Raw genomic sequence first — 11,040 nt, 5'->3', positions numbered from 1 at the left:
CCCACGACTCCCAGGCGTTGACAGATGTGCCGCCAAGGCTGGTCTGGTTTCCGGTCACATCGTTGTATCGCGCTGCCGCCTGATCTTGGGATAGGCCCGCCGCGTATCGGTACGCCTGCAAACTCGGCACGTCCGGGTACCGGGCCATCAACTCAGCCGCCGCACCTTTTACCGACCCCAACTCGGTCCACAGTTTCTTGCCCTGCGCGGCCAGCTCCCGGCCGCGCGCCTGCGGACTCATCTGATGACTCGTGCGTGCGTTCGTGCCCGGTGACCTCGACGACGTTCCCATGACCAACAGCCCTTCACCCCATGAGCAGTAGTTGGGAGGAAGGTTACCCATCGCAATGGGCAACTTCCGTATTTCGAACAATCTGAGCAGGTCAAGCTACCCAAGAACCCGTTGGAGCTCGTACCGCTCAGCAGGTGTGAAGGCCCCTGACCGACTGGGAGGGTGATCAGCAGCAAACACCGCCACCCCACAGGAGTTAGCAGCCATGACGGTCTTCACGCACTCATCAGCGACTGACAATCGGCGGCGAGTCGCCGACCTCCCAACCGACACGACTACCAAGAGCCTGACAGTTGTCGAGCAACAGGTGCTCGATGTCCTGACCCCGGGCGGTCTGCTCACCGCCAACACAATCGCGCGCAACCTGAACATGTCGCCGTGGCGCGTGGCGCGTGCCCTGAACTCGTTGCGCCGCAACGGTGACGCCTTCCGGAACCAGCACGCCCAATGGCGGGTAACCGTCGGGCAGCCTCTCCCGGAACCGCAGAGCTCGCGATGAGAAGACTCACCCCCGCCGTGCCCCAGCAGTCACTGCCTGAACTGCGCCGAGCGCTCGAAGCGATGCGTGAGGCCGGCTGGCTCACAAGCGCGCCCGCCACACCCACGGACGAAGTCAGCGGGCCACGCGCCCATGCTCTTGGCCGATCACCGTGCCCTGACGAGCCCGACATCCATCTCGCGATCCAGTTCCCCAGCGTGCGAATGGAATTCGCGGCATGCCTGACCGCTGCACTGGTGTTCGTCTGTGATGTGGCCGCCCGCCGTCCCGGCACCGTCGCCGTCTATCCCAGCCATTGCACCGGATTGCCTCGCCTGCCCAACGAGCGGCTGTACCTACAGCCCTGACCCCCCCGACCGATCCTGCATGCCCAACCACCCGAAAACCTCGGCGCGCCCGCGTAAGACGGAGAACCACCTAACCTCATTCCGGCAGCGCGAAGGCAACCCCGTTATAGCGAGTCTGTCACCAGCGCATTCGCCGGTGACAGACTCGCTCGTCCTCGGACGACAGATCACTACATTCGTCCGGAAGCATTGTTCGACAACCGGCGCTCATAGGTGGCTTCGTTTCGCGGACAGCTCAGGACCTTATCGATCGGTGAATATTCAGCCAACAGCTCTGCGGAAGTCCCTCTCCCGATCGAGGCGTTGATACCATCGGCCGCACATCATCCGGAGGGGGATCATGCAGGTTTCACCGTCCGAGTTGCGCTCTGCCGCAACCGAAATGGACAGACTCGCAGACGACAACATCGGCAGATTGCCGGTCATGGACTCATCGGCCGGTTCGCTCGGCACGCTCAGTACCTTTCTCCAGGGCGCCGATGTCGCGCCGCAGCTCGATCGGATCGAGCCCGCGCGCACCCGGAGCCTGAAGATCGTCGGTGGTCGCTACCGTGAATTCGGCTCGCTACTGCGCACTTCCGCCGAGTCCTACACCGACACCGACGTGGCCGCCGCGGCGCGTATCGCCGCCGTGAGCGACTTGAATTCCGGGGAGATGCCGCAGTGAAACGGCCCGCCGCCGAGCAGGTCCGATTCTGGAACGTGGATCTCGCCTCGACCGCGACGAAAGCGACCACGATCGCCAACAGCGTGCGCGACACGGTCGACGGAATGCACCGGACGATCGATGCGATGAACTGGTCGGGCGATGCGCGCAACGCGGTGGACGGCCGCTGTACGCGCGAGGTCACCGAAATGCGGGTGATCGCGGCCGCGTACGAGGACCTGGCCACCGCGTTGAACGACGGCCAGGCACGCATGGGCCAGCTCGTCTCGCAGCTGCGAACCGACTACACCTCGCTGACCAACTCCGGCTACAAGATCGAATCGGACTGGACCGTCACCGCCGAGGGTGACGACGCCGGCCGCACGCAGGAGGCGACCAATCAGACTGTTCGCCTGCAGCGACTGGCCGATGAACTCGGATGGGCGGATGCCGACTGCGCGGCCGGGGTGAAGTCCGCAGTGGACGCGATCAACGAACTGACCCCGGCGAATGCGGGCGCGAATCCCCGCCAAGCCCGCGAGGACGTCGACGCCTTCCGCAACGGCACCGCGACCCTCGAACAGGTCGAACGTCTCACGTGGGCGACGACACTGACCGATCAGCAGAAGGCCGACCTCGCCGCAGGCAGGCAGGTGAACCTGCCCCAGGAACGCCTCGACTACCTCAATTCGGTGATGCGCGACCTCGACGGTCTACCCGTCGGCGAGATCAGCAAGATCGGCGCCGGCCTGCCCAACGGTGAGGACAAGGTGGTCGCCGCCGGGCTGGCCGACGCCTTGCAACTCACCTCGAATCCCCAGGTCACCGGCAACGGTCTGACAGCGGCCCAGGGCGGCAAGGCAGGGGTCGATTTCGGCGGGCTCAGCGCGCTGCCCTCCTCCGTGCGCACCGCGCTCACCGATCCACCGGGAAACTCCTCGGTGAAACGGACCAATGTCGAAACCGTCGCCGAGATCCTGTCCAAGGGGTCGTCCCAGGTCGCCCAGGGCAGTGACGCCGACCGCGCACTGCTCAACCAGGCCACCGATATCACCAAGCAGATCGACTCCGAAGCGAATCCGCTCGCCAGCAAGTTGTTCAGCCAGGTGAGTTCCGACCACATCGCGGTGAACGACTTCTTCACCGGTCAGGGCATGGACGCGGTGATGGCGCCGGGCGAGAAGTTCGACAATCAGGCCGCGATCGGCACCCTGCTCGACCACAACTGGGACGGCGACGACGCGGGTGTCTCCGCGCTGCTGAAGACCGTCGACACCGACGCCTCCTCCCCGGACCGGCACATCAATACCGAGGCCGGTCAGTCCGCGCGCCAGATCGCCGACTACGTCGCCACCCATCGGGATACGTTGCTGCACATCACCAGCGAGTCCGGGCACTGGAACCCCAGCAACGCACCGACCAGCATCGGCGCCCTGAATCCGAACCTCACCGCCCAGCTGGGCGACACCCTCGCCAACTACATACCCGCGATGGCCGGCGTCGACGACAGCAATCTCAACTCGCACGGCTTCGTCGACAGCAACACGCGTTCGTTCAGCGCCGAGTCGATGCGCAATGTCTTCGCGGTGATCGATTCCGATCCCGAAGCCGCCAAGATGTTCAACGCCAATGCCTACCAGCAGATCGCCGGGCTCAACCAGATCTACGGCGCGACGGGCATGACCGACACTCGCTGGGCCGAATGGGGGGCCCACATCGATAAAGCCGCACAGGACGGCGCGCAACTGGAATTGAAGACGCGACAGGACGACGGCACCACCACACAGAAGAACAACATGGCGCTGTTCGACGGAATCCGTGAGGTCGCCGCGTACGAGCTGAAGAAGGTCCCAGTGGCGGGTGGCCTGCTCGAACTCGGTTTGAAGTCGATGTCTTCCGAGGTCCGGCTCGATACTCTCGGGACGGTCGCTACCGAAGGTGCGCACATCGATCTCTCCCACGATGGCAGCATCGCTTCGCAGTCCTACAACATCTTGCAGGGGCTCGCGAGTTCGCCCGACCACGGCGATCTGCGGAACGACCCGAATATCGGCAAATACTTCGATCCCACAACTGGTGAACTCCGTTCGTTTACCGACATCGGCAATTCCTACGACAACCAGAAGACCAGCTACGCCTACTTGAACGAAGACCTCGCGCAGTACGCTCCGAACGTAGACAGATATAGACTCCAATGGAATACGGGCCGCTCGACGAACGAACCGAAATGATATCGATAAAGCGCAGGCGCACGGCGAGCGGCGCCGCGATAGGGATGGCCCTCTTCCTACTGCTGAGCGCCTGTGCTGGGCCGTCCGAACCTTCGGATCGGTGGCCCGACCGCTTCGACTACAACTTCCAGTGGACTGCCGGACCCGGCGTCGACCTGGAGACCGGGGCCGCTGTTCAGATGCGTTCGGTGGTGGAGACCGCGTTCCTGGGAGGAGCCGGACATTTCAGCGAGGAAGAATTGAAAGAGCGGCAGGGTTTGAGAATGCTCAGCTACGATCCGCCGACTCTGTGGCGAGTGGATGAGCGAGCCGCCGACTACCACTGGAAGGTCCGAGGCACGATATTCGCCCAAATACGCCGCGTCGAACAAGATGGCGGCCGCAACGGGTTCGAATCGTGGGCCGTAGACGCGTGCATATGGGGCGGTAACCTGGCATTCGGGAACACGGAAGGAGAATATCTCTCCAGCCGGAACGCGTCAGAGCAGCCGTCCGGAGAATTGTCTTACTTCGGCCAGAAGTCCACAGAACAGGCGGTTCATTTCATTCAAGGATTCGCGGTGTGGAGATCGAACGTTCCGAACCCGGAGCCGCGCATGACCGGCAGTTCGAGGTACCCTGCACACCCCCTGCCCACTGCATGGAAAAATTTGGGTTATCCCGCCACTGTCAATACCTCCCTTTGGAGACAACAACCATGTGAGTGGCCCGCGGAATTTCCCGCATCGCTGAACCCGAACAGATCCGCACATCAGCCGGGTGCCCGCGTTCCCGCCCCGGAGGTACTACCGCCCTACCCTGGCTGGCCGCAATAGCCGGCACGGAAGAACAGCTTCTAGTGGGTCACTCCGACCAGCAACTGCTCCGCCGCGCTGTAGGGATCGCGGTCCCCGGCAGCGACCGCAGCGGCCAACTCGTCCAGGCCGGGATGGCCGCGCAACCGTGACTGCGCGAGCGAGAGGATCTGCGCCCGCGCGCGGGCCGTGCCGCGCGCGGCGGTGTCGGCCCGGTGGTAGGTCTCGATCGCCTCGATCAGCTCCTCGACCCCGGTGCCGCGTGAGGCGACCAGGGTGAGGATGGGTAGGCCGGTTTCGATATGGAGTTCGCGCGCGGTCTGCTCGGCGCCGTCGCGGTCGGCCTTGTTGACGACGAGGATGTCGGCCACCTCGAGCAGCCCGGCTTTGGCGGCCTGGATCGCGTCGCCCGCACCGGGATTGAGGATGACCACGGTCGGGTCCGCGACCGCGGCGATCTCGATCTCGGACTGGCCCACCCCCACCGTCTCCAACAGGACCAGGCCGTAGCCGAGTGCGCCGAGCAGCCGGATCGCGGCGGGCACGGCGGCGGCCAGGCCGCCCAGGTGCCCGCGGGTGGCCACCGAACGGATCAGGACGTCGGGGTCGTCGATGTGCGCCGCCATCCGGATGCGGTCGCCGAGCAGCGCGCCGCCGCTGTAGGGCGAGGACGGGTCGACGGCGAGCACCGCCACCCGTTGCCCGCGCGCGCGGTAACCGGTCACCAGGACCGCGATGGTGGTGGACTTGCCCGCGCCCGGCGGCCCGGTCAGCCCGATCACACGCACCGGGGCCGGATCGAGGTGGGCGAGCACCTGTTCGCGGCGCTCGCTCTCGACCAGGCTCAGCAACCGCCCGGCCGCGCGGATCGAACCCGCGCGGGCCATGGCGATCAATTCGGCGATGTCGTCGGACAGGCCAGTGTTCATCGACGGCTCCCGAGTGTCCGGTCCGGCTACTTCTTGCCCGCGGTGAGCCGCTCGATGGTGGCGTGGAAATCCGCGGTCTGGAACGAGATCTCCTCGGCGGTGGTCGCGTAGTCGAGACTGGCCAGCACCGCCCGTTCCAGGTGCAGGTTGAGCAGTCGCTTCGTGCTCTCGACGGCCTGGCGAGGCAGTTCCAGGATGCGCTTGGCGCAGGCCAGCGCCTCGGCCACCGGGTCGGCGACGACGTGGTTTACCAGACCCATCTCCCTGGCCCGTTCGGCCGGGATGCGCGCGCCGGTGAGCGCGTACTCCTTGGCGAAGAGCAGGCTGGTGTGCAGCGGCCAGGTGAGCGGGCCGCCGTCGGCGGCGACCAGGCCCACCTGCACGTGTGGGTCGGCGAGGTAGGCGGTCTCGGCGATGTAGACGATGTCGCTGAGCGAGACCAGGCTGCACCCGAGGCCGACGGCGGGTCCGTTGACCGCCGCGATCACCGGAATCCGGCAGCGCGCCATGCCGAGCACGAGGTCGCGCCCGTGCGCGATCGTCTTGGCGCGCAGGTCGGCGTCGCGGCTCAGCTCGGCGAGGTAGGCGAAGTCGCCGCCGGCGGAGAACGCCTTGCCGCTGCCGGTGAGGACCGCGACGCGGGCTTCCCGGTCCTCGCTCAGGCGCGGCCACAGCTGCGCGAGCCCGGTGTGCAGGTCGTCGTTGACCGCGTTGAGCGCGTCGGGCCGATTCAGCGTGATGATCCGCAGCGGACCTTCGGCGCGGACGTCGATTTCGGCAGGCAGGTCGTACATGGTCAGGCTCCCAATCCGAGAATGCGCGAGGCGATGATGTTCTTCTGAATCTGTGACGTCCCGCCCATGACGCTCTGCGCGCGGCTGTAGAGGTAGGCGCTGAGCAGTTCGGGATCGCGGGTGCCGCCGACGGTGAGCGCGGCATGACCGACCGACTGTTCCACCCAGGTCATGAGCAGTTTGTCGAGCGAACCCTCCGGGCCGTGCGAGACACCGTCGAGCTGTTCGGACAGTCGCCGGCGCACGTGCAGGCGCAGCATCTCGGTCTGCACGGCGGCCCAGGCCAGCTCGGCGGGCAGCGGTCCCGAGGTCCGGGCCGCCATCTGGCGCACCAGCTTGCCGTAGCGGGCCGCGTAGCCGAGCGTGGAGGGTTCGCGCTCGTGCCCGACCACCGTCATCGCCAATTTCCACCCGTCGCCGGGCGATCCGACCATCTGATCGGCGGGCACGACCGCGCCGTCGAAGGCCACCTGCCCGAATTCGGTGGTGATCCCGCTCATCATGCGCAGCGGCCGCTGCTGCACGCCGGGCTGTTTCATCGACACCACGAAGGCCGAGATGCCTTTGTGCCGTGGCACTTCGGAGTCGGTGCGGGCCAGCAGCAGGCACCAGTCCGCGACGTCGGAATAGCTCGTCCAGATCTTGTGCCCGTGCAGCACATAGGAATCGCCCTCACGGGTGGCCGTGGTCCGCAGCGCGGCCAGGTCCGAACCCGCGTCCGGTTCGCTGAACCCCTGGCACCAGCGCTGCGTCCCGTCGATCATGCCGGGCAGGAAGCGCTGTTGCAGTTGCTTGCCGGCGTGCCTGCCCAGACCCTGGATCAGATAGCCCAGGCTGGGCCGCGGTGGCGCGCCGGCCAGGGCGAGCTCCTCGTCGAGGATGACGTCGTAGACCGGGGGCAGTTCGTGGCCGCCGTGTTCGCGCGGCCACGACAGCCCGAAGAAGCCCGCCGCGTGCAGCGCTCGATGCCACTCGCCCTGCTTGGCCCAGTACTCGTCACCCGAGGTCGGGAACTGTCCCGCGACACCGGACAGCCACTCGCGCAAGCGTTCCCGGAACGCCGCTTCCTCGGGCGAATCACGAAAGTCCACGGTCGATCTCCTCCAGGCTCGTGGGGAACAGCTCGGTGGACGTCAGCGCCCGCCGTAGATACACGTGCGCCAGGCACTCCCAGGTGTTGCCGATTCCGCCGTGCACCTGCACCGCGGTCTCGCACACGGTCAATGCCGCTCTGGCGCAATAGAGTTTGGCGATCACGGCCGCCTGCACGGCTCGCTCGGGTTCGATCGCGTCCACGGCCCACGCGGCGTGGCGCAGCACGCTCACCGAGCCCTCGATCAGCGCGAGGCTCTCCGCGAGCAGATGGGCGACGGCCTGATAGGAACCGATCGTCTTGCCGTATTGCGCACGGACTTTCGCGTAGTCGGTGGCCAGTGCGTGCGCACCGCGCGCGGTGCCGACCAGATCGGCGCAGGTGGTCACGAGCGCCAGCGCTCGCCACTGGGTGACCTGCGCCGGGGACAGCTCGCCGAGCAGTTTCGGAACGCCGGTGAGCGCGGCCTCGGCCCGTGTCTGATCGGCGCCGGTCGTCGCGGTGGCGACCGCGCTGGCCAGCATCGACTCGCCTCGCACGATCAGGGCCTGGCGGGCGCCTCGCGCGTCGATCGCGCGGTCGTCGACGGCGACGGTCCAGTGCGGTACCGATTCGGGGGGCGACCAGAGGTCGTCGGCGAGAAGTGGACCGAGGAACGGCACGTCGACGAGCCCGCGGCCGAATTCCTCGGCGACGATGGCCACTTCGACGCCGGAGGCGCCGTCGGAGCGCAGGGCTCGCCAGCCGGTGCTGGCGACCGTCTTCTCGAGCCGGGCGATCCGCTGTTCGTCGGCCAGGTCGCTGACCGAGCCGGGGCCGAGGTCGTCGGCCAGTTTCGCAGCGGCGTCGCGCAGCTGTCGCTGTTCAGAGGTCAGCCGGACGTCCATGGCTCTCCTTCAGTACTCGGCGCAGCACCTTGCCGGAGGGCAGGCGCGGGATTTCGGGCACGAACACCACTCGGCGCGGCCGCTTGTAGGAGGCCAGCCGGGTGCCGACCAGCTCTATGAGTTCGTCGGCGTCGACCGAGCCCGTGGTGGTGACGGCGGCGACGATCACCTCGCCGTCAGCCGGATCGGGGACACCGAAGACCGCGCAGTCGGCCACGGCCGGGTGGCCGTGCAGGACGGCTTCCACCTCGGCGGGCGCCACTTGGAATCCGCGCACCTTGATCATCTCCTTGAGCCGGTCGGTCAGCCGCAACCAGCCGTCGTCGTCGAGATAGCCGACATCGCCGGTGCGGTACCAGCCGTCGGCGTAGGCCGCCGCGGTCGCGTCGTCGGGGAGGTATCCGGCCATCGACGACGCGGAGCGAGCCTGGATCTCGCCGGTATCGCCGGCTTCGACCTCCTCGCCGGAGGTCGTGGAGACCACCCGGATCTCGACGCCGGGCACCGGGCGCCCCACGCTGTCCAGGCGTGCGCCCTCGAGCGGATTGCAGGCGATCACCGGCAGTTCGCTGGCGCCGTAGGCGGGCACCCACGCGACACCGGTTCGGCGCGTGACGGTCTCGGCGACGCTCGGCGTCACCGGCGTCGCGCCCCACATGATGTAGCGCAACGACGACAGGTCATAGGACTCGAGGTCGGGATGGGAGGCGATCGCCAGCGCGATCGGCGCGACCGCCATCTCCACGGTGATCCGGTCGGCCTCGATGTGGTGCAGCATCCGATCGAGATCGAACCGGCGATGCAGGCGCATCCAGGCGCCGGTCCGCAGCGCCAGCACGATATTGAGCAGCCCGAGGATGTGCGAGGGCGGGGTGACGATCTGAATCCGGTCGTCGCCGGTGAAGCCGAGCGCCACCCGCCAGTGCTCCACCGCGGCCGCGAACGACGCGTGCGTGTGGCGCACCGCTTTCGGCAATCCCGTTGTGCCCGAACTGAAGACGAGCACCGCGTCCTCGGATGGCACCGGCTCGGCGAAAGTGGCGGTGCTCGGGGTGATCGGGGCGTCGAGCGAGAGCGTGGGCATCAGCTCGGCCAGCACCGGCTGGTCACCGATGGCGTAGGCGGGCTCGGTGACGGCCAGCGCGTGCTCGACATCACCGCGCTTCCACGCTGGGCTGATGAGCACCACCGCGCCGCCGGCCAGCCAGATCGCGCGCACCGCGAGCACGAACTCCGGCCGGTTCGACGACATCAGCGCGACCCGATCCCCCTGGCGCACACCGCGTTCGATCAGGGCTTCGGCCAGGCCCGCGGTGAGCCCGTCCAACTCGCTGAGCGTGTAGTGCCGCTCGTCGAAACTGAGTGCGATCCGGTCGTTCATCTCGCCTCCGCGGCCGGGACTGAGAAGATCCCATCTTGCAAGAGAGAATAGTATTCTCTTTCCATAAGAATCTTCATACCAGAAGGAGCCGGTCCATGGCGAGAACTCCCCTGTTCCAACGCGCGACGGTGACCCGGATCATCAAGGAGACAGCCGACGCCCGCACCTTCGTCCTCGCTCCACACGAGGGCGCGGTGTCCTATGTCGCCGGCCAGTTCTGCACGTTCCGGGTGCGCGTCGACGATGTCGAGCTGTTCCGGTCGTACTCCATGTCGAGCGCGCCCGAAACCGACGCCGAGCTCATGACAACGGTCAAACGGGTCGTCGGCGGGCGGGTGTCGAACTGGCTGATCGACAACCTCAGCGAGGGGGACGTGATCGAGATGAGCAGGCCGGCGGGCAAATTCTGTCTGCGCGAGAGCGAGCGCCCCCTGCTCGGCTTCTCCGGCGGCAGCGGCATCACCCCGGTCCTGTCGCTGGCCAAGAGCGCGCTGGCCACGACCGATCGTCGGGTGCGTCTGCTGTGTGTCGACCGCGACCGGGCGTCGGCGATCTTCGATGCCACCCTCGAGGAACTGGTCGCGCGCTACCCCACCCGGCTCGAGGTGCTCCGGCATCTGGATGCCGACAGCGGGTTGCTCGATCCGGCCGCCGTGCGCGCCTTCGTCGGCGCCGACGCCGCGGCCGACAGCTACATCTGTGGGCCGGAGGCGTTCATGGCGATGGTGGAGGAAGCGCTGCCGGGTCCGGGCGCGATCTTCAGTGAGCGCTTCGGCGCGGCCGAACCGGTTGTCGCGGTAGCCGAACCGGAACCCACCGCCACGCCGGAGCCCGCCGCCACCGCGGGCACGGTCACCGTCATCCTCGGCCGCAAGAAGGTGACCGTGCCGCGCAACGCGGGCGAGACGCTGCTGGAGAGCGCGCGACGCGGCGGCCTCACCCCGCCGTTCTCCTGCGAATCGGGCAACTGCGCGACCTGCATGGCCGTGCTCACCCAGGGTTCGGCGACAATGCGCGTCAACGACGCGCTCACCGACGACGAGGTCGCCGAGGGCTACGTGCTCACCTGCCAGGCGATTCCCGACACGCCCGAGACCACCGTTCGCTACGAGTGAGCGCCCGGCGCACGCCGACGGACCCCGGGACC

11 protein-coding genes are annotated in these 11,040 nt (G+C 67.2%); 5 read left to right on the top strand and 6 right to left on the bottom strand.

Annotated elements, in window-relative coordinates:
• Nucleotides 1–241 (bottom strand): hypothetical protein (locus ACFWF3_RS09725; protein WP_379313278.1); only part of this gene is annotated, 241 nt, incomplete at its 3' end.
• Between the two features lie 256 nt (nt 242–497).
• Here ACFWF3_RS09725 and ACFWF3_RS09720 point away from each other — a divergent pair.
• The 4 genes from ACFWF3_RS09720 to ACFWF3_RS09705 all read left to right on the top strand — a co-directional run bounded on the left by ACFWF3_RS09720 (nt 498) and on the right by ACFWF3_RS09705 (nt 4,015).
• Nucleotides 498–791 carry a hypothetical protein gene (locus tag ACFWF3_RS09720; protein WP_379313276.1) on the top strand — a complete coding sequence of 98 codons (294 nt, stop codon included), beginning with the start codon at nt 498–500 and terminating at the stop codon, nt 789–791.
• The gene (locus tag ACFWF3_RS09715; RefSeq protein ID WP_379313275.1) at nt 788–1,138 is read left to right on the top strand and encodes a hypothetical protein; all 351 of its coding nucleotides are present in this window, start codon (nt 788–790) and stop codon (nt 1,136–1,138) included. Before ACFWF3_RS09720 ends, ACFWF3_RS09715 begins: the two co-directional genes overlap by 4 nt.
• A gap of 340 nt (nt 1,139–1,478) precedes the next feature.
• Entirely contained in the window at nt 1,479–1,805 is a 327-nt protein-coding gene (locus ACFWF3_RS09710; protein WP_379313274.1) for a type VII secretion target, read from the top strand.
• Nucleotides 1,802–4,015 carry a hypothetical protein gene (locus ACFWF3_RS09705; RefSeq protein ID WP_379313273.1) on the top strand — a complete coding sequence of 738 codons (2,214 nt, stop codon included), beginning with the start codon at nt 1,802–1,804 and terminating at the stop codon, nt 4,013–4,015. Before ACFWF3_RS09710 ends, ACFWF3_RS09705 begins: the two co-directional genes overlap by 4 nt.
• 835 nt (nt 4,016–4,850) lie before the next feature.
• Here the strand turns inward: ACFWF3_RS09705 and meaB are convergent.
• Genes meaB through ACFWF3_RS09680 form a run of 5 tightly spaced genes read right to left on the bottom strand, consistent with a single transcriptional unit; the run spans nt 4,851 to nt 9,893 of the window.
• Nucleotides 4,851–5,738, bottom strand: coding sequence for a methylmalonyl Co-A mutase-associated GTPase MeaB (gene meaB, locus ACFWF3_RS09700; RefSeq protein WP_379313272.1), 888 nt, complete (start codon nt 5,736–5,738; stop codon nt 4,851–4,853).
• A 26-nt stretch (nt 5,739–5,764) separates the two neighbouring features.
• Nucleotides 5,765–6,532 carry an enoyl-CoA hydratase/isomerase family protein gene (locus ACFWF3_RS09695; RefSeq protein ID WP_067444721.1) on the bottom strand — a complete coding sequence of 256 codons (768 nt, stop codon included), beginning with the start codon at nt 6,530–6,532 and terminating at the stop codon, nt 5,765–5,767.
• Nucleotides 6,533–6,534: 2 nt separating this feature from the next.
• Nucleotides 6,535–7,623: an acyl-CoA dehydrogenase family protein gene (locus ACFWF3_RS09690; protein WP_379313271.1), complete on the bottom strand. Its 1,089-nt coding sequence runs from the start codon at nt 7,621–7,623 to the stop codon at nt 6,535–6,537.
• Complete coding sequence (locus ACFWF3_RS09685) at nt 7,610–8,512, bottom strand: acyl-CoA dehydrogenase family protein (protein ID WP_379313270.1); 903 nt, start codon at nt 8,510–8,512, stop codon at nt 7,610–7,612. Before ACFWF3_RS09685 ends, ACFWF3_RS09690 begins: the two co-directional genes overlap by 14 nt.
• The gene (locus tag ACFWF3_RS09680; protein ID WP_379313268.1) at nt 8,490–9,893 is read right to left on the bottom strand and encodes a class I adenylate-forming enzyme family protein; all 1,404 of its coding nucleotides are present in this window, start codon (nt 9,891–9,893) and stop codon (nt 8,490–8,492) included. Before ACFWF3_RS09680 ends, ACFWF3_RS09685 begins: the two co-directional genes overlap by 23 nt.
• A 95-nt stretch (nt 9,894–9,988) precedes the next feature.
• On the opposite strand from ACFWF3_RS09680, the gene ACFWF3_RS09675 reads away from it, so the two are divergent.
• Nucleotides 9,989–11,008, top strand: a complete 1,020-nt coding sequence (locus ACFWF3_RS09675; protein WP_379313267.1) for a 2Fe-2S iron-sulfur cluster-binding protein — start codon at nt 9,989–9,991, stop codon at nt 11,006–11,008.
• Nucleotides 11,009–11,040: the final 32 nt, after the last annotated feature.

The sequence above is a fragment of the Nocardia sp. NPDC060220 genome, from assembly GCF_042727815.1.
GTDB lineage: Bacteria > Actinomycetota > Actinomycetes > Mycobacteriales > Mycobacteriaceae > Nocardia.
Note: the sequence above shows the minus strand (reverse complement) of the source record. Positions and strands in the feature narration are given on the sequence as shown.

What these genes read in the sequence shown, in the direction of transcription:
- ACFWF3_RS09720 (WP_379313276.1), top strand. Translation starts at nt 498, where the DNA reads ATGACGGTCTTCACGCACTCATCAGCGACTGACAATCGGCGGCGAGTC.
- ACFWF3_RS09715 (WP_379313275.1), top strand. Translation starts at nt 788, where the DNA reads ATGAGAAGACTCACCCCCGCCGTGCCCCAGCAGTCACTGCCTGAACTG.
- ACFWF3_RS09710 (WP_379313274.1), top strand. Translation starts at nt 1,479, where the DNA reads ATGCAGGTTTCACCGTCCGAGTTGCGCTCTGCCGCAACCGAAATGGAC.
- meaB (WP_379313272.1), bottom strand. Translation starts at nt 5,738, where the DNA reads ATGAACACTGGCCTGTCCGACGACATCGCCGAATTGATCGCCATGGCC.
- ACFWF3_RS09695 (WP_067444721.1), bottom strand. Translation starts at nt 6,532, where the DNA reads ATGTACGACCTGCCTGCCGAAATCGACGTCCGCGCCGAAGGTCCGCTG.
- ACFWF3_RS09685 (WP_379313270.1), bottom strand. Translation starts at nt 8,512, where the DNA reads ATGGACGTCCGGCTGACCTCTGAACAGCGACAGCTGCGCGACGCCGCT.
- ACFWF3_RS09680 (WP_379313268.1), bottom strand. Translation starts at nt 9,893, where the DNA reads ATGAACGACCGGATCGCACTCAGTTTCGACGAGCGGCACTACACGCTC.
- ACFWF3_RS09675 (WP_379313267.1), top strand. Translation starts at nt 9,989, where the DNA reads ATGGCGAGAACTCCCCTGTTCCAACGCGCGACGGTGACCCGGATCATC.